Below are 18,268 nucleotides of genomic sequence, written 5' to 3' on the forward strand. Positions count from 1 at the left end.
GCTGTAGGGTTCGGGCGCGAACGGTTAAGCGGCCTTGGCCAGCCGGCGCACTGTCTGCGGGGGCTGGCCATATTGCCGCATGAACGCCTCTCGCATGCGCCGAATGTCGACGAACCCACATTCGCGCGCCACCTGGTCCATCGGGTGGCGGGTTTCCTCGATCATCAACCGGGCGGCTTCCAGCCTGATCTGCTCGACCGCCTTGGCCGGTGTCTGCCCGGTTTCGGCGCGGAAGGCGCGGGCAAACTGGCGGGGCGAGAGGGCGGCAATCTCGGCCAGTTCCTCTACGGTCAGCGGATTGGCCAGGTGCGCCCGCGCAAAGATCACGGCCTTCTGGATACGGTCGCTGCTCGGCGCCAGTTCGAGCAGTTCGGAATGCTGCGACTGGCCGCCGGCACGGCGGTGATGCATCACCAGGCGGCGGGCGATCGCGCCAGCCACATCGCGCCCCAGATCCTTTTCGATCAGGGCAATAGCCAGGTCGAGGCCGGCGGTAAGCCCGGCCGAGGTCCACACCGACCCTTCGTTGATGAAGATGCGGTCGTCCTCGACCCGCACGTTGGGAAAGTCTTCGCGCATCTGGCGGGCAAAGGCCCAGTGGGTGGTGGCGCGGCGACCGTCGAGCAGGCCGATCTGCCCGAGCAGGAACGCCCCCGTGCACAGGCCAGCCACGCGGCGCGCCTCGCGCGCCATGGTGCGCAGGGTTTCCAGCGTTGCCTCGTCCTGGCGCGGCGGTGGTACCAGCCCCGCCAGCAGCAACAGGGTATCAACCGGCCCGACCTGCGCCAACGGCACCGTAGGAACGGCAAACCCGCTGGACGACAAGACCTCCCCGCCCGCGACCGAGGCGATCGACAAGGTATAGTACGGTTCTTCCTGCACGACATTGGCCAATTCAAAGGCGGCCTGCACCCCCAGCGCAAGGAACTGGAAGCCTGGGGTCAACACCATGGAAACGTGCGGCATGTGGCCTCCACAAGCTATGTCTGAAAAACGTAGTTTCTACGTCATATCAGACATAGGCCGTCTGGTCCATAAGGTCCTTGTCACGAGCGATGACGCTCGCACCGACAAGCACAAGGACCACGACCATGACCGCCACCACCAAGGGAACCGCTCTCATCACCGGCGCATCGACCGGTATCGGCGCGATCTATGCCGACCGTCTCGCTGCGCGGGGACATGACCTCATCCTCGTCGCCCGCAACCGCGACAAGCTGCAGGAACTGGCCGCGCAGATCTCGGACAAGACCGGCCGCTCGGTCGAAGTGCTCGCCGCCGACCTGGGCGACAGCGCCGACCTCGCCCGCGTGGAAAAGGTTCTACGTGAAGATGCCAGCGTCACGGCGCTGGTCAACAACGCCGGGATCGGCACGCACACCGCGCTGCTGGAAAGCGACGTCGACAAGATGACCGCCATGGTCCAGCTCAACGTTACTGCGCTGATGCGGCTGACTTATGCGGCGGTGCCAGGGTTCGTGGCACGCGGCGGCGGCACCGTGATCAACATCGCCTCGATCGTCGCGGTGGCCCCGGAACTGCTCAATGGGGTCTATGGCGGCACCAAGGCGTTCGTGCAGGCTTTCACCACGTCGCTGAACCATGAACTGGCTGACAAGGGCATCCGCGCCCAGTCCGTACTGCCCGGCGCCACCCGCACCGATTTCTGGGCGCTCGGCGGGTTGCCGGTAGAGCACCTGCCCACCGAGATCGTGATGGACGCGCAAGACATGGTCGACGCCGCGCTCGCCGGGCTCGACCAGGGCGAAACCAGCACCATCCCTGCGCTGCGCGACGTGGCGCTGTGGAATGCCTTCGAGGCCGCCCGCGCCGCCCTCGGCCCCCAGCTCTCTGCCACCCATTCCGCGCCGCGCTTCCACGCCGCGGCCTGATCGCTCTTCCCCCCCTCCCGGAAACGGAACTACTGTCATGAAACTCACCGGCAACACCATCTTCATCACTGGCGGCACCAGCGGCATTGGCCGTGGCCTGGCCGAAGCGCTCCACAAGCTGGGCAACAAGGTCATCATCTCGGGGCGGCGCACCGCGTTGCTGGAAGAGGTGACGGCAGCCAATCCCGGCATGGCGTCGGTACAGCTCGACGTCACCAAGCTCGATAGCATCCAGCGCGCAGCGCGGGAGGTGATCGCACGCTACCCCGATCTCAATGTCGTGTTCAACAACGCGGGCTTCATGCCGTTCGACGACGTCTCCGGCCCGATTGACGACGATCTCGCGCAGGAATTGATCACCACCAACCTGCTGGGACCGATCCGCGTGACTTCGGCCCTGATCGAACACCTCAAGACCAAGCCCGAAGCGACCGTGCTCTACACCAGCAGCGTGCTGGCCTATGTGCCGATCGCCAGCAACGCGATCTATTCCGCAACCAAGGCAGCCCTGCATTCCTACGCGCTGTCGCAGCGGTTCCAGCTGCGCGACACATCGGTGCGCGTGCAGGAAATCGCCCCGCCGTGGGTCGATACCGACCTCATCTACAAGAGCGGCGATCCCCGCGCGATGCCGCTGCCCGATTTCATCGAGCAGACCCTGGTGGCGCTGGCAACCGACGCGCCCGAGGTGATCGTCGAAGGCATCCGCGCCATGCGCGACAACCCCGGAGCCGGCGAGCATGCCCTGTTCGACGCCTTCAACCAGAGCCTTGTCGAAAACCCCATTCCCACCGGCGCATGAGCGCCAGCGGACAAACTCACAGGCAAAAGGATATCGTCATGTCTCGCATCACCATTCCCGAAATTGCCGCCGCCCCGGAAGGTTCGCAGGCCGCGCTGGGCGCCATCAACGCCAAGCTGGGTCGAGTGCCCAACTTCTTCCGCGTGCTCTCGAACAGCCCGGCGGCGATCACCGCCCACGCGGCGCTCAACCAGGGCCTGGGCAAGGCGCTCGATCTCAAGACCCGTGAACGCATCGCCCTTGCCGTGGCGGCTGTGAACGGCTGCGAATATTGCGATGCCGCCCACACCTTCACCGGCCACAATTTCGCCAAGCTGAGCAGGGACGAAATCGACCTGGCGCGGCAGGGAACCTCGGCCGATCCGCATGCTGCAGCGGCCGTGCACTTTGCCCGCAAGGTGGCCGAGGCACGGGGCAAGGTTTCGGCAGAAGACATCGCGGCCCTCCGCTCCGCCGGGTTCGGCGACGGCCAGATCGTGGAGATCGTTGCCGTGGTGGCCGAAAACTTCTTTACCAACCTGATCAACAACGTGGCCGCCACCACGGTCGACTTCCCCGCAATCTAACGCCACCGCCCCTCGATAGGCCCAAATCGCGGCGCTGTGCAGACACCGATCTGCACAGCGCCGCGATGCGTTTGGCCCTATCCGTTTGGGATCGCATCCAGATCGAGGTGCCCCGTGGCCCGCAGCAGGGCTGCCTGGGCGATGATCGTGTCGCTGCGGTTGCGTGCCAGCGCGAGCTGGGCGGAACGCAGGCTTTCGTCCGCCACCAGAATGTCGAGCGTCGAGCGCAGGTCAAAGCCATATTCGGCCCTGACCCCGCCCAGCGCAAGATTGGCCGCGTCCACACCCGCCTGGTTGGCCGCCATCTGCGCCCGTGCACCGGCCAGGGCGGCCCAGGCGGCGTCGGTGGAGCGGGTCGCCTCGCGGCCGGCGGCGGCGGCATCGAACACCGTGGCGCGTTGCGTGGCCTGCGCCTGGCGCACTTGCGAGGCAACCAGACCGCCGGTGAGGATCGGAATATGCAAGCTTAGCCCGAGATTGGCGGCACGCAGGGAACTGCCCGCCCCAACGCCACCAAGCCGCACGTCATAGCCATAGCCACCACCCACAGACACTGTAGGCGCGCTGCCGGCGCGGGCTTCCTGTATGCGCGCACCGGCCGCATCGGCGGCGCGCAAGCTCTGTTGATACAGCGGGTTGGCCGTCAGGGCATCGGCGCGCGCCTGTTCCAGCGTGGCTGGCATCGGGCCCAGCGCGGGCGGCGGCACCAAGGGTCCGGGATCCTGCCCTACCACCGCGCGATAGTTTGCCGTGGCGCTATCGAGCGTTGCCTGCGCGGCGGCCAGGGTCGCCCCCGCGCTGGCACGCTGCGCCTCAAGCTGGGCGACATCGGTGCGGGTGGCCTTGCCCAGGCGATACCGCGCCTGCGCCTCTGCCACCTGGTGATCGAGCAGGGCGATATCCGCCTTCCCGATATCCACGGCCTGCTGGTCATACAGCAATTCGGCATAGACGCCGATCACCTGCGTAAGCAGCGCCGCCTCGGCGTCGCGTAGCCCTTCCTCGCCGGCCGCCACATCTCCTTCCGCGGCGCGCAGCCGCGAAGAGACCCGGCCGCCGGTCCAGATCGGCAGGCTGGCGGAAACGGTGCCGCCTGCGCCCCGATCATAATCGAAGCGGTCATAGCCGGCCGCCCCATCGGCGGCGGCAGTGATCCGCCCCGCCGCGCGTGCCTGTTCGGGCGTTTCGGCCAGCCCATCCTGCCGCGCGCGGGCCGCCGCCAATGTTGGGTTGCCGAGATAGGCCGCCTCCACCGCATCGCGCAGGGTTTCCGCCTGGACGGGCGCCGATGCCAGCGCGGTGGAAAGCGCTACGGCAACCATAAGCCGCTTACTCATGGTGCAACGCCCAGGCCGGGGTCGCCCGCGCGGCGCGCAGAGACTGGGCGATCACCGTAAGCACGGCAATGGCCAGCGCCAGGAGCGTTGCGGCAACGAAGTACAGCGGCGAGAGCGCAATGCGATCGCTGAAACCGGCCAGCCATTGCCGCATCGCAACCCATGCCAGGGGCCAGGCAATCACATTGGCGATCAGCACCGGACGCAGAAACTGGCCGACCAGCAGCTTGACCACGTCGCGCGAGGAGGCGCCCAGTGCCTTGCGGATGCCGATCTCTTTCACGCGCCGCGAGGTATTGAACGAAGCAAGCCCCCACAGGCCAACGCAGCCGATCAGCACAGCGAGCACCGAGCCGATGGTGAAAAGATTGGCGGCGTGGTCATCGGCCTCGAACAGCTTGGCAAGGTCCTGATCGGCAGGCGCCGCGTCAAACGGTACTTCCGGGGCGATCTTGCGCCATGTGTCGCGCACCGCATCCATCGCGGCATCCATGCGTCCGGCATAGCGCGCGGTGATCACCGGCGCGCCAAGGTAATGGCTCCAATAGGTGTAATACGTGGCGTCCATCGGCACGTGCGGCGAAAAGAACCGCATATCGTCCACCACGCCAATGATCGTGCGCGGCTGCCCCTTGCCCAGCGTCTTGCCGACCGCCTCCTGTGCAGAGCGGAAGCCAAGCACGGCAACGGCTGTCCGGTTGATCACGATCGCGCGGTTGTCCTTGCTCTTGGTGCCATAGGAATCGTCGGCTCCGTGCTGGTCGTCGAACACGCGGCCGGCGATCACCCGCGCGCCATAGGTGGCAAAGAAGCCGCGACCGACCACGATCTCGCGCAGCGAAGGTCCAGAGCCAGGTTGGCCAGGGATTTCGATGTTGCTGGCATTGTTGTTGCCAAAGCCACCGGCGGCACTGTCAGCAATCCCGACCGCGCGGATCATCGGCAAGCTGGCGATGGCATCGCGCATGGTGTCTTGCTGCCCCTCGCTCAACCCCGCCATGCTCTTGACCACGATCAGCCCGTCGCGGGCGAAGCCGAGATCGGCCTGACGCAGATGGCGGGTCTGCGCCACCAGCACCAGGGTGCCGGTGATGAAGGCCGTGGCCAGCGCGAACTGGAACACGACAAGCATTTCACGCAGCCTGGCGCCGGTGCGGCCGCCCCCGTGCGAACGCGCCGATGCCAGCACGGCAGCAGCGGGAAAGCGGGAAAGCAGCACGGCGGGATAGAGCCCGGCGCCAATTCCGACGACGATGGACAGCACCAGCAACGCCGGCACGACGGTGGCATAGGGGATCGACAAAGCCAGGCCCGCTGCGGCATTAACCAGCGGCAGGCCCAGTTCTGCCAGTGCCAGCGCGACCAGCGCAGCAAGTGCCGTGGTGAGAATGGCCTCTCCGGCAAACTGGCGCACCAGCATGCTGCGGCTGGCGCCGAGGACCTTGCGCATGGCCACTTCGCGAGCGCGCAGGCCGGCGCGCGCCGTGGCCAGGTTCACATAATTGACGATCGCGATCAGCAGAGTGAGCGCGCCGACCACGCCGAGCGTCACGATCGTCTGGCGCATGCTCGCCATTTCGCGCCCCGCCGGGGTCAGGTGCAGATCGGTGAGCGGCAGCAGCGTGAGTTGCATGGTCTTGTCGGCATTGGCGCCCAGATCCCTCGTTCCGTGGCGGACCACGAAGGCTGGCATCCGGGCGGCAAAGGCCTTGGCTGCAGCGGGGTTGGGAAAGCGCAGATAGGTGTTCACCGAGGTGCTGCCCCAGTGATACCACCAGTCTTCGTTGCCCTTGGGCGCCCCCTTGGGGCTGCGCGCGAGCATCGTGAACTTGAGATCGGTATTGCGTGGCAACGGGGCAAACACCCCGGCGACGCGATAGGATGCGGTGCCGGCGCCGATGTTGAGCGTGAGCGTCTGGCCAACCGCATCGGTGCTGCCGAAGTATTTGCGGGCCATGTTGGCATCGATCAGCACGTTGGACGGATCGGCGAGCGCACGCCCGCCTTCGCCCTGCAGCATGGGCAGGTCCATCACCTCGAAAAACTGCGGATCGACCCAGGCAAGGTCCTCGGCCGTGCCGATCCCGCCTCGCAGCACTGTGGCGCCCACGCCATTGATGCTGGTGCCTGAAAGCCCGGGAAAATCGGCCTTCATTTCCTCCAGCAGGCCGCCCATCGTATTGGGATAGGCACCGTTGAAAGGGCTGTCGGGCATGTGCCACACCGTTTGCACGATGTAGACCTGGTCGTGGCGCGGCAGCCATGTCTCATAGCTGGTTTCGAACCGGACATAGAGGCCCAGCACCAGAAACACGGCGATGCCAATGGCCAGACCGCCGATATTGAGCGCGGCGTAGAGCCGGTGACGCGTGAGCGCGCGATAGAGAGTGAGGAAGGCAAAGCGGTTCATTGGCGTGCCTCCTCAGATCGCGCGGGCGAGCGAGGCGACGATGCGCCCGTCGAGCATGTCGATCCGCCGCCGCGCGATGTCGGCATGGCTGGGCGAATGCGTAACCATGATGATCGTGGCGCCATCGGCATTGAGGCTGGTTAGAATATCCATCACCTGCTGCCCGTTTTCGGTGTCGAGATTGCCGGTCGGCTCGTCGGCCAGGATCAGCTTGGGTTCGCCCACGATGGCGCGGGCGATGGCGGCGCGCTGCTGCTGCCCGCCGGAAAGCTGGTGGGGATAGTGGCGGGCGCGATGGGATATGCCCACCCGGTCCATCGCGGCGGCGACGCGGCCCTTGCGATCGCCACCGGCGTCCTTGCGATAGATCAGGCCCAGTTCAACGTTCTCGGCGATGGTCAGCTCGTCGATCAGATTGAAGCTCTGGAACACAAAGCCCAAAGTCATCGCCCGAAAGCGGGCCAGCTCTGCTTCCTTGAGCGCGACGAGATCGCGATCGCCGAACAGATAGCGCCCGGCCGTGGGGCGATCGACCGTGCCCAGCGTATTGAGCAACGTGGATTTTCCGCAACCGGACGGCCCCATGATGGCGACGAATTCGCCCGCTGCCACGTCCAGGTTGATGTCGGCGAGCGCGGTCGTTTCCACCTCGTCGGAAACATAGCGGCGCTGGATATTCTCTAGGCGGATCATGCTGGGCCCTTTGGTCAGCGAAGGTTGATGATGTCGCCCGTGATGGACGATGTGTTGGTGGTCACGATGCGGTCTCCCGCGTCCAGCCCGGCCAGGATTTCCACCTGCGCGGGGTTGCGCCGGCCGACTTTGATCGCGCGGCGCCGGGCATGGCGGCCATCAGCGTCGACCACGAAGGCCGACGTGCCGCCGCCGCTGTCGAGCCAGCCGCCCACCGGGGCCACCAGCGCCTTGCTGGTTGCGCCCAGGGTGGCGCGGATATCCATGGTCTGGCCGCGGTTGAGGCCCTGTGGCACGGGGCCGACAAAGCCCAGTTCGATGTGGAAACGGCCATTGGCGACGGCGGGCAGGACTTTGCTGACGACCAGACCGATGCCGGCGTCGCCCTTGGCCTGCTGGCCCACGGCAACGCGGCCGAGATAGTATTCGTCCACGTCGGCCACCAGCTTCCAGGCGCCTTCGCTATCCACCTGCGCCACGTGGTCGCCCGCCTTGAGCGTCTGCCCAGGCTGGATCACCAGGTTGCCCAAGCGGCCAGTGACCGGCGCGCGCACCACCAGCGCATCCAGTCCGGCGCGCACCGCGGCAAGGTTGCCACTCAAGCGCGCGCGCGTGTCGGCCAGGCGTGAGGCCTGGAGCCCGGCGGTCTGGTCTTCACGGTCCTGCCCCGCACGCAACTGGCCCAGGCGCTTGCGCTGGTAATCGGCCTCTTCCTGGTAGCTTTTCACACCCTCGTCAGACACGAAGCCCTGATCGTGCAACTGCTGGCGGATCGCCAGGTCGCGCCGCGCCTTGAGCAGGTCATAATTGGCCGAGGCGGTCTGCGCGGCCCGGTCGAGGCGGCTGCGCTCCAGCGACAGTTCATCGCCGGTCAGGGTGCCCAGCTGACTGGCGATTTCCGCCTCGCGGGTCAGCACGTCGAGCTTGAGCGTGGGATTGACCAGCGTGGCCAGCGGTTGGCCGGCCGTGACCCAGGCGCCGTCCTGCACCAGCAGCTTTTCCACCTGGCCGCCCGACAGCGTATCGACGAGGGTGGTGACCTTGGGGGCGACCGAGGCGCGGATCGGCAAATAGTCCTCGAACGGCGCGCGCACCACGGCGCCGGTCTCGATCGTGGCTGCTGAGATATCGGTCGATCCGGCCGCAGGCAGCAGTTGCCAGGTCAGTCCTGCCGCCAGCGCGATCGCCACGCCGCCCGCCACCCAGCGCCAGCGACGGCTGGCGTGAGGCCGCGTGACGCGGCGGTCCATCCCGGCACCAGGGGAAGGCGATTCGGAAGATGCTCCATTGCTCATGCGGACAGTATCGCAAAGCTTGGCGGACACTCCTAAAGCACTGATAATAAAACAAACATCAGACCATGCTGGACAAGCTCCTTTGCGATATCGCACACACTGTCCGGAAATGGACAGTCCAACGCCCCCGTCAAGCCCGCCCCGCGTCCTGCTGATCGACGATGATCGCGACGTGCATCAGGCCGTCGCCGTCCTCTTCGGCCGCGCCGGGATCGAGCTGGTCAGCGCGATGCAGCCCGAAGAGGCCTACTCGGCGTTGGAGCTGGCGCCAGCCGACGCGATCCTGCTCGATCTCAATTTCACGCGCGGCCGCACCCACGGCGAGGAAGGCTTCGCCGCACTGGCCCGCCTCTTGGGCGACGATCCGGACGCGGCCGTGGTCGTGATCACCGGCCATAGCGGCATCCGCATCGCCGTGGCCGCGATGCAGGCCGGTGCGATCGATTTCGTGATGAAGCCCTGGCGCAACGAGGAACTGCTCGAGCGCGTGCGCGCGGCGCTGGCCCATCGCCAAAGGAGGCGGGAAATCGCGGCGCTACGCCAGCACGATGGCACTCCGGCCGATCCACCGCGCCTGCTCGGTGCCAGCGCAGCAATCGAGCGTGTGCGCGACCTCGTCCGCCGGGTCGGGCCGACGACCGCCAATGTGCTGATCCTTGGCCCGGCCGGCTCAGGACGCACCCTGGCGAGCAGGGCGATCCATCACGCTTCCCCGCGCGCGGCGGGCGAACTGGTGATGCTGGACGCGCGCGCCGCGGCCGACCCGCGCGACGATGCGGCAGGGGCCGATATCGGGCGCGCGTCCGGCGGCACGCTGTTGCTGCGCCACGTCGATCGACTGGCCGAGGTCGCGCAGGGGCGCCTGCTCGCCCGCCTGCCGGCCGATATCCGCATCATCGCCACGGCTGAAACGGCCGAGCCGCTGATCCGGGCGTTGCGGGCGCGGGTGGGCACGGTGGAAATCGCCATGCCGCCTCTGGCGCAGCGCGGCGCCGACGCCCTGTTGCTCGCGCGCCATTTCGCCCGCGCGGCCGAACGCCGGCACGGCAAACCGGTGCTTGGCTTCATGCCCGAGGCGGAGACGGCCATTGCCGTTACCCCCTGGAGCGACGACGTGCGCGGCCTGGCCCAGGCGGTGGAGCGGGCCGTGGTGCTCGGCGATGGCGGGCTGATCAGCGAGGCTGATCTGGGCCTCGGCCCTTCCCCGGCCGAAGCGCCGTCGCCAGCAGCGGTCGCGTCCACGCTCAACCTGGAAGAGAGCGAGCGCGTGCTGGTTGCAGCGGCGCTCAAGCGGCACGGCTTCAATGTCAGCCACGCGGCCGAAGAATTGGGGCTGAGCCGGGCTGCGCTCTATCGCCGGATGGCCAAGCATGGCCTCTAGCAGCGTAAGGACCGCGCTGCCGGGACAGCTGCTGCTGTTCGGCTGCGGCGCGGCCACGGTCGCCGCCTGGACCGGCGGGTTTTATGCCTGCTTCGTGCTGGTGCTGTTGCTCGGCTTCTGGTTGGCCAGCCTCGCGCTTGCCCGCGCGATGCCGCTGCACCTGCCCGCCGAACGACAGGTGGCGGCGCCCGATGGCGAAACCGATCGCGCGGTGCTGCGTGCCGTGTTGGACCAGGCGCCCACCCCTCTGTTGAGCGTGGAGCGCAGCGGCCGCGTTCGTGCGCTCAATCGGGCGGCACGCATGCTGTTCGACATCGAGGACGCGCTGATCGATGTGCCCGAGGCCTTGCGGGAAAGTGCACCGCGCCTGCGCTACGCCGGCCGGGCCTATCGCATCGACCGGATCGAAGCCCATGGCGCTGGCGCCGCACGCACCATCCTCGCCCTGATCGACATCGAAAGCGAAGAACGCCTGGCCGAAGCGCGAACGACGCGCGAACTGCTCGACGTGTTGAGCCACGAGGTGATGAACGCGCTTACCCCGATCGCCTCGCTCGCTGACAGCGCGCTGGCGACGCTCGACGACACGCCACCACCGGTCGCGCATTTGCGCGACATGCTCGGTACGCTGTCTCGCCGTGCCGATGGCCTGCTCCATTTCACCCAGGCCTATCGCCAGCTGGCCCGGCTTCCCGAGCCGGTCCTGGCGCCGACGACGCTGGCGGTGCTGTTCGACGATCTGCGCCGCATGTTCGCCGCGCGTTGGGGCGGCCGCGTCGCTTTCGTGGCGGATGGGCCGCCAGACGGCATGGTCTTCATCGACCGCGACCAGATCAGCCAGGCCTTGTGGGCCTTGCTCCAGAATGGCGCCGAGGCCGCAGTGGCCGCAACCGACGCCCCACAGGTTCGCCTTTCCGCCAAGCTGGACGACCGCCTGTCGATATGCGTTGCCGACAACGGCCCCGGCGTGCCCGATGAGGGCCGCGCGCGCATCTTCCGCCCGTTCTACACTACCAAGAAAGAAGGCAGCGGCATCGGCCTGAGCCTGGCACGACAGATCGCCCGTGCCCATGGCGGCGATCTGTCTCTGCTACCCGGCAAGGACACCGCGTTCGAACTGGCGCTGCCCCGCCATGGTCGGAACGCGGATGGCATGCATGCCGCCAAGCCGGCAGCCGATCCCATCCCCGGCAAATGACGTGGGAAAGCCGGTTGCGGTGCCCCGGCACCCGATATATCCCAGCCAGGTGAACGTCTTGGCCCGGTGAAGACAGGAAAAGTGCATGCGTGTTCTTGTGATCGGGTTGGGCGACATCGCCCGCAAGGCGTATCTTCCGGTCATGGCCACGCGGCCCGATCTCGAAATCCATCTGGCGACGCGGGATCGATCTGTGCTCGATGAAGTAGGTCGCACGTTTCGCATCCAGCATCGGCACAACAGCGTCATCGATGCGCTGTCTGCCACCACGTTCGACGCGGCCTTTGTCCACGCGGCCACGTCTGCACACGCCGAACTGGTGAAATTGCTCCTCGAACGTGAAATCGCCACGTTCGTGGACAAGCCGCTCGCCGACAATCTTGCCGAGGTTGAAGCGCTCACCACGCTGGCACAGACCCGCGCCACGCCGCTGCAACTGGGCTTCAACCGGCGGTTCGCGCCAGACTACGCCGCCCTGCGCGGCACGAACGCCAGCCTTATCGTGATGGAAAAGCACCGCAATGCGCAGCCGGACCAACCGCGCCGCGTGATCTTCGACGATTTCATACATGTCGTGGATACGCTGTTGTCGATGATGCCTGGGCCAGTACTTCGCCACACGATCGAAACCAACGTCATCGACGGCTTGCTGCACGCGGTTACCCTGACGCTGGCTGGCGACGGGTTCAGCGCCATCGGCATGATGCATCGTGACAGCGGCCTGGATGAAGAACGCCTCGACGTCATCGGCGGCGGCGCCCGCCACACTGTCCTCAACCTGGCTGACCGTGTCGACACGCGTGGAAGACAGAGCCTGCAACGCCGCGGCGACTGGGTTCCGGTTGGCCGGCAACGCGGTTTTGAAGCGATGTGCGACGATTTCCTGCTCGCTGCCCGCGAGCGTCGACCGGTTGATACCGCCGCGATCCTGGCGACGCACTGCCTGTGCGAGGCGATCGTGCGCCACGCGGAACAATAGATCAGCCGGCTATGCGCGGCCGGCCTTCTTCTCTCGGCGCAAACCACTGCGGGGCAAAGGTCACGAAGACGTTGGCATTCAACGGATAGCTGAACAGATAGCCCTGCATGAGATCGCAACCGATTTTCTGCAACTTCAATGCTTGTGACGCCGTCTCCACCCCCTCGACGATGCAGCACAGCCCCAGCGAATGGCAAAGATTGACGACCGCATCGACGATCGAAACACTGTAGCTGTTGTCGAAATTGAGGGCGAAGCTGCGGTCGATCTTCACCTTGTCGAGCGGCAGGCGATGAAGATTGCTGAGGCTCGAATAGCCCGTGCCGAAATCGTCCAGCGCAACCTGCATGCCAATGGCGCGGAAGCGGTGAAGCGCATGGATCGCCGCGTCGAGATTGCGCATCACCGCCGTCTCGGTCACCTCGATACACAGGCGGCGTGGGTCGGCAGACGAATTGCTGACCATGTCAAGCATCGCATCCACCGTCTCGGCGCAGTGCAGATCGCAGGCGGATACGTTGACCGAGAGCGTCTTGCCCGGCGGCAGCATGTCCAGCAGTTCCAACGCGCGGCGCATGGCATTGCGCGTAATCACATGGATCACGGTGCTGCGTTCGGCAATTTCGACAAAGCGCTGGGGCTCGACCACGCCCAAGCGCGCACTCGTCCAGCGCGCCAGGAGTTCTCCGCCCACCACTGCGCCCGATTGCATGGAAACGATCGGCTGCACATCAAAATGCAGTTCGTTTTCGAATTCGCTTGCGTGCAGTTCCGCCTCGATGACGTGATCGTCCAGCAGCCGGCGTTCCAGTTCGAGATTGAAAGGAACCGCTTGTCCGGGCCTTTCCCGCTTGGCGTGGTAAAGTGCGTGGTCCGCACGCTTGGCCAGGTCCACCGGGGTGAGTTCGCTGTCGACAAACGGGGCCAGCCCGATCGACACCCCTAGGCTCACCTGCCTGTCGCCAATGCGCATCCGCGCTGCCACAGCGGCACAGATCGTCTCCGCCAGCCGCAGGGTGGCCGCGCCATCAAGCTGCACAATCATCGCAAATTCGTCGCCGCCCAGGCGATAGAGCGTGGCGACAGGGCCTGCGGTGTCGCGCAGCAAGCGGGCAACCTCGATCAGCACGCCGTCTCCCACCAGGTGGCCGAACGTGTCGTTGATCGGCTTGAAGCGATCGAGATCGATCAAACCCACGGTCATGGCATCGAGGTTGGCCGGGATCGCCGCATGCTCGAGATCGGCATAGAAACGCCGCCGATTGTAGAGCCCGGTGAGTTCATCGCTATCAGCCAGCAGGCGCGCCTCCCGCTCCTGTCGGCCGGCCTCGATGGCGCTGTGGGACTGGATCGCCAGCTCTCGGTTCAGGCTTTGAACGCGACGCGCGATGAGGGCGGCAACCGCCAGAAACAGGATAATGGAAAAGCCGATTATCGGCAACAACTCGCGAACGGCCAAAGAGCCCGGAGCAAGGCGTTGCCAGGCAATCGTGCCGAGCGGCGCCCCCGACCAATCGCGCACCAAGGTGGAAGCTTCGTCCCCTGCGGATCGGCGGCTCTGCGCCCATCGCAGATGCTGCAAGCCAAAGCCTTTGCCCCATTCTGCAAGCAGCTTGTTGTCGAGAAGGCGGATGTCCACGAAAATACGATAGGTCGAGGTGTCGAGCGTCGCCGGGCCGCTTTCCCGAACGATCGGCGAAAACGCGATCAACGCCGGCGTGTCGCCCGCCTTGCCCAGCAGGACCATGGCATCGCCGCGCTGCCTTACGGCGGCCTCATTCGCCGGTACCCGGGCCAGCAAGGCCTTGAGAGTCCGCGGCCCGATCAGGTCAGCAAGCGGGGGCGCCCGTCCGGATGGGAGATGCGCAAACAACGTCCGTCCGTTTGCATCGATCACATAGCCCAGGCCGATCGGCGTTCCCCATTGCGACACGATCCACGGATCGTCCATGGTGCCATAGGCGTGGGCGAAAGCATCGTTCCAATGGGCATTGATGTAGGTTTCGTTGCTGATGCGCGACCGTTCGCGATCGATCGCCCCGGAAATCGAAATGGCCGCCAGCCGGTCGGCATGGGCATCGGCGTTCCACACCAGGAAAGTGACGATAAGCACCGAGGTCAGCACCGAAAGGCTTATCAGCACAGTCAGCAATGCCGCGTGAGACGTGCTGCCGGCGCGCGACATGCGTAGCGCAACGCGGGAGATCTTCCCGAACGCGGCGAAAAATTTTGCCATCGGTAGAGACTGCTTGAAACACGTTAAACAGGGGTAAATTATTCCGGCAAAACGTGCACTTGCCGATGTAGCCGGACTGTCGCCAACTCATCCTTTACTTTGTCGCGCGCGCGGTTGTTCCGCGTTGCCTGATAGCAGGAAGACAAGCGGTGCGGCTTCCAGCCGATCGTATCAATGATCACGTCCCTGGACGTGATCGCGGTGGGGTATTGATCAGTGACGCGCGTAGCGGTTGGGTGGGAAAAGTGATCCCGCGAGTAGACTTTCCTGACTCTGCGCGAGACGACGGGACCGATACGCCACCATGATCCGTAGCGGAACGGCGTTTTATGCCAATGCTTTCATGCGTACCTGTCTGGCAGATTGCATGCCTTCGCCATCAGCATTGCGACCAGGTTCGCTCAATGCCTTGACCATGGAGTTGGTGAGCTTTCCCATGCCTGGAATCTATCACCGGAAGGCGCGGTTTCAAACCGACCGTCCCTGCGCTAGCCCACACTCTAGCCCACACTTCGCGCTTCGACGGCTTACCCAGCAAAAATAAGAGCTTCAGAAAAAGCGCCTATTTTTCCGTGCCTTGCGTCGTATTTTAGGGTAGCCCGGCGTACTGCCGGAGGGGGCACATGGCGGAGAGGGTGACCGCCTAAATCCGCCGGTTTTATGGCGGTTTTTCGCGGTTTTAGGGGGTTCAGCATTACACCTTACCCCCAGATATACCCCCAAATTCAGGCCGCGCGGTTGTAGCTCGTCGGCTCTGCCATCCATGCCGCGACTTCGCTTTCGCGCCAAGCGACCGCGTTGGGTCCGAGCCGGACGTGCGCGGGGAACTGACCAGCCTTTTCCTTTCGGCGCAAGGTCGATTCCGACAGGCCAGTCAGGGCGATCACCTCGGGGAGGCGGATGAAGCGGTCAATGGTCATGCTGCCTCCTGCGGGATACTCTGCCAGGCTGCCGTGATGCGATCGACAGACGTCTGAAAGTGGGTGGGGTTCTTCTCGATGCCGACGAACTGCTTGCCGGCGCGTAGCGCGGCCACGCCGGTGGAGCCTGTGCCCATGAAGGGGTCACAGATGCGCTCGCCGGCCACGTTGGCCAGGATCTTGTCCATTACGGCATCGGGCTTGACCGTGGCATGGCCAAACTTATCGGCACCGCGCGGCGAGTAGGCGGTGATCTGGCGATCGAGGTCTGCCAGGCCGCCCTGCGGGTGGAATCCGTCATTCCACGCATGCACGTAGAACTCGAAAACCGGGCGGTAATGCTTGTTCGCCACCGGCTGCGGGTTCTTCTTGCGCCAGATGCAGACCGCCTGGCGCTTGAATGAGCCGTCGAGATACGGGAGCAGCTTGGGCAACTGGTCGTTGTGGCAGAACACGATCGCGGCGCCGCACAACAGCGGGTTGATCACGCGATGGTCAAAGCCCTGGTCCAGCTTTTCCTCAACGATCTGGTCCATCCCCTTGCGGTTCTTCCGATAGTGGCCGCCACCCGTGGCGCGGAACGCATAGGGCGGGTCCATCACGTCGGCATCCATGAAGCCAAGCGTTGGCCGGATCTGGTAGGCGTCGCCCAGGTAGAGCGTGGCCGGGCCGATGCGGACAATTGTCGTCATGCTGCCAACCTTTCCAGAATGTGGAGCCCGCGCGACTTCGTGCGCCCGCAGAACTGCCAGCCAGCCACCTTGAAGCAATAGCCAGGATTGGCGCTGACCTTGCGCGGATCGACATAGGTATAATGGCGCTCTCCGGGCCACCGTTCGTCCGCAATCGTATCAGCTGCGCGGATAAGGTCGCTCGAACGGCCAGCGCCGAAATTGGCGAACACCGCGCAGTTGACGCCGGCTTGCCCGTTATCGTCGATGAACTTGCGCCAGGCGAACAGCGCCCGGCGGCATGGGGTCGAGAGCAGCAGCTTCTGACCAGGCCCCATGATCAGCAAGGTTCCGCGCTCGCGGCGGCGTGCTCGCGAACGATCGCTGGCATAGTGCGCGTCGTAGATCGCTGCCGCGATCGGGTCGCCATCTAGGATCGGAACCCAGACCGCGAGCGGCAAGAGCATGACGGCGCTGCTGGTGTTCTGCGTCATGCCGCCACCATCGCGGAAATACCACCGGAGGAATCGGCCCGAATACCGCGCGACAAGGTGGCATGGCCATCGGAACGCCCCAGCGCGCAGAAGCGGGCGGCAGTATTGGAATGGCCCAACATCAGGAGCCACACCCAAATGCCGAAATACCCTTCCCGCCGGTCGATGATCCGCCAAAAGTCGCTCCAGCGCTCTTGGACGAATTGCGAAATTTCCATCATGCCGCCGGCCCTCCCAGCAGCCCAGCCACGGAGCTTGGCAGTCCGGTCCGGTATTCCTCTGCCAGCGACTGTGCGATGCGTTCGTGCACGGTCAGATTGCCCACGGTGACCACGTTCGCCAGGAACGCCTGCTCGACCGTCTCGATGCCGCTTTCGATGCTCTCGATCTTTGCCTTGATCACCAGCAGCAGGGCGCGGCCGCGCTGGCGGTTGCGCTGCTCCAGCACTTTCTCTCCATCGATCGCGCGGCCGTTGCCCGACTTTGCTGGGCCAGAATAGGTGGTATGCAGCGGCAGACGGAAACGGATCTGACGTTCGGCCAGTGTGAACTGGATCACGAACTCGCCATCGCTCTCGGCCTGGATGATCTGGCCGGCGCCGGCGCGACGGACGATTCCCACGATCTCGGCCATCGACTTCTCGAACGGCACGGTTGTGGTTTCAGCGTAGGCCATGCTGCCCTCCATCGATGTTGCCGTGGGCGCTTCTCTCGCGGCCTATGGCCTTGGCGATATGGCCCGCGTAGACGGACACCGCCTTCCAATAGACGGCCATGGGCGCCTTATGGGTGCGCCATGACTTGTCGGCCTTGGCCCGAGCATCAGCCGCCAGGTCGAGCATCAGCGCACGCAAGGCTTGCTGGCTGGGTGCATCCAGCTTCTGCACAGCGCCAAAGCTCGGCAGCGCCAGGATCGGGTTGCGGAGATCGGCGCGGTTCGCTCTGTCAACCATCGTCGCACACACCCTTGCCCGGGCCGCACAGGCCCAGGTCCATCTGGCAGCGTCGCAGCGCAGCGTCGACCTTGTGCCCCTCGCGCCCGTCCGCCCAGGCGCAGCGCACGGCCCACTCAACATAGCCGCGCCGGATCATGTCGGCGGCGTGGATCTCGGCCGGCGTGGGCTGGGCTGGTGTGCAGGCCGATAGGGCCAAGGTGAGGATCAGCGCCCCCTTCATGCGACACCCGCAAAGCAGGCACAGCCGCTATCGCCGGGCTGATATTCGTAACGTTCCTCAGGCTGGTCGCGCAGTCGCTGGGCGAATGCCTCAAGCGTCAGGGGCTTCTTGCCGCCGCCCCGACGGTCGGTCATCATCGACACGTCTTTTCCTATGTGGGCACGGATTTTTCGCTCCATCATCGCATCGTAAGCGAAGCGATCGGGTTGAACGCGGGA

At 65.4% G+C, this 18,268-nt stretch carries 21 protein-coding genes; 7 read left to right on the forward strand and 14 right to left on the reverse strand.

All coding sequences use genetic code 11. From position 1 onward, the window contains the following. Positions 1–24: 24 nt before the first annotated feature. Entirely contained in the window at positions 25–966 is a 942-nt protein-coding gene (locus C8K14_RS19155) for a GlxA family transcriptional regulator (RefSeq protein WP_054131209.1), read from the reverse strand. 125 nt (positions 967–1,091) lie between these two features. Between C8K14_RS19155 and C8K14_RS19160 the strand changes: the two genes are divergently transcribed. From C8K14_RS19160 to C8K14_RS19170, 3 genes are read left to right on the forward strand one after another with little or no spacing between them, the layout of a single operon-like run. Then, positions 1,092–1,892 (forward strand): SDR family oxidoreductase, encoded by an 801-nt coding sequence (locus C8K14_RS19160; RefSeq protein WP_107718400.1) that lies wholly within the window; start codon positions 1,092–1,094, stop codon positions 1,890–1,892. Positions 1,893–1,929: 37 nt separating this feature from the next. Then, complete coding sequence (locus C8K14_RS19165) at positions 1,930–2,694, forward strand: SDR family oxidoreductase (RefSeq protein ID WP_107718402.1); 765 nt, start codon at positions 1,930–1,932, stop codon at positions 2,692–2,694. Between the two features lie 38 nt (positions 2,695–2,732). Next, a complete protein-coding gene (locus tag C8K14_RS19170; RefSeq protein ID WP_022676598.1) occupies positions 2,733–3,260 on the forward strand; it encodes a carboxymuconolactone decarboxylase family protein in 528 nt (175 codons plus the stop codon). Positions 3,261–3,337: 77 nt separating this feature from the next. On the opposite strand, the gene C8K14_RS19175 is transcribed toward C8K14_RS19170, so the two are convergent. Genes C8K14_RS19175 through C8K14_RS19190 form a run of 4 tightly spaced genes read right to left on the reverse strand, consistent with a single transcriptional unit; the run spans position 3,338 to position 8,995 of the window. Next, on the reverse strand, positions 3,338–4,597 hold the full coding sequence (locus C8K14_RS19175; protein ID WP_107718404.1) for a TolC family outer membrane protein: 1,260 nt from the start codon (positions 4,595–4,597) through the stop codon (positions 3,338–3,340). Continuing rightward, positions 4,590–7,007 (reverse strand): FtsX-like permease family protein, encoded by a 2,418-nt coding sequence (locus C8K14_RS19180; RefSeq protein ID WP_107718406.1) that lies wholly within the window; start codon positions 7,005–7,007, stop codon positions 4,590–4,592. Before C8K14_RS19180 ends, C8K14_RS19175 begins: the two co-directional genes overlap by 8 nt. A 12-nt stretch (positions 7,008–7,019) precedes the next feature. Next, positions 7,020–7,700: an ABC transporter ATP-binding protein gene (locus C8K14_RS19185; protein WP_022676601.1), complete on the reverse strand. Its 681-nt coding sequence runs from the start codon at positions 7,698–7,700 to the stop codon at positions 7,020–7,022. 14 nt (positions 7,701–7,714) lie between these two features. Then, on the reverse strand, positions 7,715–8,995 hold the full coding sequence (locus C8K14_RS19190) for an efflux RND transporter periplasmic adaptor subunit (protein WP_233251154.1): 1,281 nt from the start codon (positions 8,993–8,995) through the stop codon (positions 7,715–7,717). A gap of 109 nt (positions 8,996–9,104) precedes the next feature. On the opposite strand from C8K14_RS19190, the gene C8K14_RS19195 reads away from it, so the two are divergent. From C8K14_RS19195 to C8K14_RS19205, 3 genes are all read left to right on the forward strand, one after another. Beyond that, positions 9,105–10,376 carry a sigma-54 dependent transcriptional regulator gene (locus C8K14_RS19195; RefSeq protein ID WP_107718410.1) on the forward strand — a complete coding sequence of 424 codons (1,272 nt, stop codon included), beginning with the start codon at positions 9,105–9,107 and terminating at the stop codon, positions 10,374–10,376. Next, a complete protein-coding gene (locus C8K14_RS19200) occupies positions 10,366–11,574 on the forward strand; it encodes a PAS domain-containing sensor histidine kinase (protein WP_022677894.1) in 1,209 nt (402 codons plus the stop codon). The genes C8K14_RS19195 and C8K14_RS19200 overlap by 11 nt, the downstream gene beginning before the upstream one ends. Positions 11,575–11,659: 85 nt before the next feature. Further along, a complete protein-coding gene (locus C8K14_RS19205) occupies positions 11,660–12,553 on the forward strand; it encodes a Gfo/Idh/MocA family protein (protein WP_107718412.1) in 894 nt (297 codons plus the stop codon). Between the two features lies 1 nt (position 12,554). On the opposite strand, the gene C8K14_RS19210 is transcribed toward C8K14_RS19205, so the two are convergent. Further along, on the reverse strand, positions 12,555–14,504 hold the full coding sequence (locus C8K14_RS19210; RefSeq protein WP_158272948.1) for a bifunctional diguanylate cyclase/phosphodiesterase: 1,950 nt from the start codon (positions 14,502–14,504) through the stop codon (positions 12,555–12,557). A gap of 61 nt (positions 14,505–14,565) precedes the next feature. Between C8K14_RS19210 and C8K14_RS22715 the strand changes: the two genes are divergently transcribed. Then, the gene (locus tag C8K14_RS22715) at positions 14,566–14,715 is read left to right on the forward strand and encodes a hypothetical protein (RefSeq protein ID WP_158272949.1); all 150 of its coding nucleotides are present in this window, start codon (positions 14,566–14,568) and stop codon (positions 14,713–14,715) included. Between the two features lie 799 nt (positions 14,716–15,514). Here C8K14_RS22715 and C8K14_RS19215 read toward each other — a convergent pair. From C8K14_RS19215 to C8K14_RS22720, 8 genes are all read right to left on the reverse strand, one after another. Next, a complete protein-coding gene (locus tag C8K14_RS19215; protein WP_107718416.1) occupies positions 15,515–15,709 on the reverse strand; it encodes an AlpA family transcriptional regulator in 195 nt (64 codons plus the stop codon). Further along, entirely contained in the window at positions 15,706–16,401 is a 696-nt protein-coding gene (locus tag C8K14_RS19220; protein WP_107718418.1) for a DNA methyltransferase, read from the reverse strand. Before C8K14_RS19220 ends, C8K14_RS19215 begins: the two co-directional genes overlap by 4 nt. Further along, positions 16,398–16,874 carry a hypothetical protein gene (locus C8K14_RS19225; protein WP_107718420.1) on the reverse strand — a complete coding sequence of 159 codons (477 nt, stop codon included), beginning with the start codon at positions 16,872–16,874 and terminating at the stop codon, positions 16,398–16,400. The genes C8K14_RS19220 and C8K14_RS19225 overlap by 4 nt, the downstream gene beginning before the upstream one ends. After that, positions 16,871–17,095: a hypothetical protein gene (locus C8K14_RS19230; RefSeq protein ID WP_133726880.1), complete on the reverse strand. Its 225-nt coding sequence runs from the start codon at positions 17,093–17,095 to the stop codon at positions 16,871–16,873. The genes C8K14_RS19225 and C8K14_RS19230 overlap by 4 nt, the downstream gene beginning before the upstream one ends. After that, entirely contained in the window at positions 17,092–17,550 is a 459-nt protein-coding gene (locus C8K14_RS19235; protein ID WP_133726881.1) for a hypothetical protein, read from the reverse strand. Before C8K14_RS19235 ends, C8K14_RS19230 begins: the two co-directional genes overlap by 4 nt. Continuing rightward, positions 17,537–17,827, reverse strand: a complete 291-nt coding sequence (locus tag C8K14_RS19240) for a hypothetical protein (protein ID WP_107718426.1) — start codon at positions 17,825–17,827, stop codon at positions 17,537–17,539. Before C8K14_RS19240 ends, C8K14_RS19235 begins: the two co-directional genes overlap by 14 nt. Beyond that, a complete protein-coding gene (locus tag C8K14_RS19245) occupies positions 17,820–18,050 on the reverse strand; it encodes a hypothetical protein (RefSeq protein ID WP_107718428.1) in 231 nt (76 codons plus the stop codon). Before C8K14_RS19245 ends, C8K14_RS19240 begins: the two co-directional genes overlap by 8 nt. Further along, positions 18,047–18,268, reverse strand: a 222-nt coding sequence (locus tag C8K14_RS22720) for a hypothetical protein (protein ID WP_199223779.1), incomplete at its 5' end; no start/stop codon positions are given. The genes C8K14_RS22720 and C8K14_RS19245, both read right to left, overlap by 4 nt.

The organism is Novosphingobium sp. GV079, from assembly GCF_003058045.1.
Lineage (GTDB): Bacteria > Pseudomonadota > Alphaproteobacteria > Sphingomonadales > Sphingomonadaceae > Novosphingobium > Novosphingobium capsulatum.

Coding starts and splice junctions, on each gene's coding strand:
- C8K14_RS19155 (WP_054131209.1), bottom strand. CDS start 966: ATGCCGCACGTTTCCATGGTGTTGACCCCAGGCTTCCAGTTCCTTGCG.
- C8K14_RS19160 (WP_107718400.1), top strand. CDS start 1,092: ATGACCGCCACCACCAAGGGAACCGCTCTCATCACCGGCGCATCGACC.
- C8K14_RS19165 (WP_107718402.1), top strand. CDS start 1,930: ATGAAACTCACCGGCAACACCATCTTCATCACTGGCGGCACCAGCGGC.
- C8K14_RS19170 (WP_022676598.1), top strand. CDS start 2,733: ATGTCTCGCATCACCATTCCCGAAATTGCCGCCGCCCCGGAAGGTTCG.
- C8K14_RS19175 (WP_107718404.1), bottom strand. CDS start 4,597: ATGAGTAAGCGGCTTATGGTTGCCGTAGCGCTTTCCACCGCGCTGGCA.
- C8K14_RS19180 (WP_107718406.1), bottom strand. CDS start 7,007: ATGAACCGCTTTGCCTTCCTCACTCTCTATCGCGCGCTCACGCGTCAC.
- C8K14_RS19185 (WP_022676601.1), bottom strand. CDS start 7,700: ATGATCCGCCTAGAGAATATCCAGCGCCGCTATGTTTCCGACGAGGTG.
- C8K14_RS19190 (WP_233251154.1), bottom strand. CDS start 8,995: ATGAGCAATGGAGCATCTTCCGAATCGCCTTCCCCTGGTGCCGGGATG.
- C8K14_RS19195 (WP_107718410.1), top strand. CDS start 9,105: ATGGACAGTCCAACGCCCCCGTCAAGCCCGCCCCGCGTCCTGCTGATC.
- C8K14_RS19200 (WP_022677894.1), top strand. CDS start 10,366: ATGGCCTCTAGCAGCGTAAGGACCGCGCTGCCGGGACAGCTGCTGCTG.
- C8K14_RS19205 (WP_107718412.1), top strand. CDS start 11,660: ATGCGTGTTCTTGTGATCGGGTTGGGCGACATCGCCCGCAAGGCGTAT.
- C8K14_RS19210 (WP_158272948.1), bottom strand. CDS start 14,504: ATGGACGATCCGTGGATCGTGTCGCAATGGGGAACGCCGATCGGCCTG.
- C8K14_RS22715 (WP_158272949.1), top strand. CDS start 14,566: ATGCGCGACCGTTCGCGATCGATCGCCCCGGAAATCGAAATGGCCGCC.
- C8K14_RS19215 (WP_107718416.1), bottom strand. CDS start 15,709: ATGACCATTGACCGCTTCATCCGCCTCCCCGAGGTGATCGCCCTGACT.
- C8K14_RS19220 (WP_107718418.1), bottom strand. CDS start 16,401: ATGACGACAATTGTCCGCATCGGCCCGGCCACGCTCTACCTGGGCGAC.
- C8K14_RS19225 (WP_107718420.1), bottom strand. CDS start 16,874: ATGACGCAGAACACCAGCAGCGCCGTCATGCTCTTGCCGCTCGCGGTC.
- C8K14_RS19230 (WP_133726880.1), bottom strand. CDS start 17,095: ATGATGGAAATTTCGCAATTCGTCCAAGAGCGCTGGAGCGACTTTTGG.
- C8K14_RS19235 (WP_133726881.1), bottom strand. CDS start 17,550: ATGGCCTACGCTGAAACCACAACCGTGCCGTTCGAGAAGTCGATGGCC.
- C8K14_RS19240 (WP_107718426.1), bottom strand. CDS start 17,827: ATGGTTGACAGAGCGAACCGCGCCGATCTCCGCAACCCGATCCTGGCG.
- C8K14_RS19245 (WP_107718428.1), bottom strand. CDS start 18,050: ATGAAGGGGGCGCTGATCCTCACCTTGGCCCTATCGGCCTGCACACCA.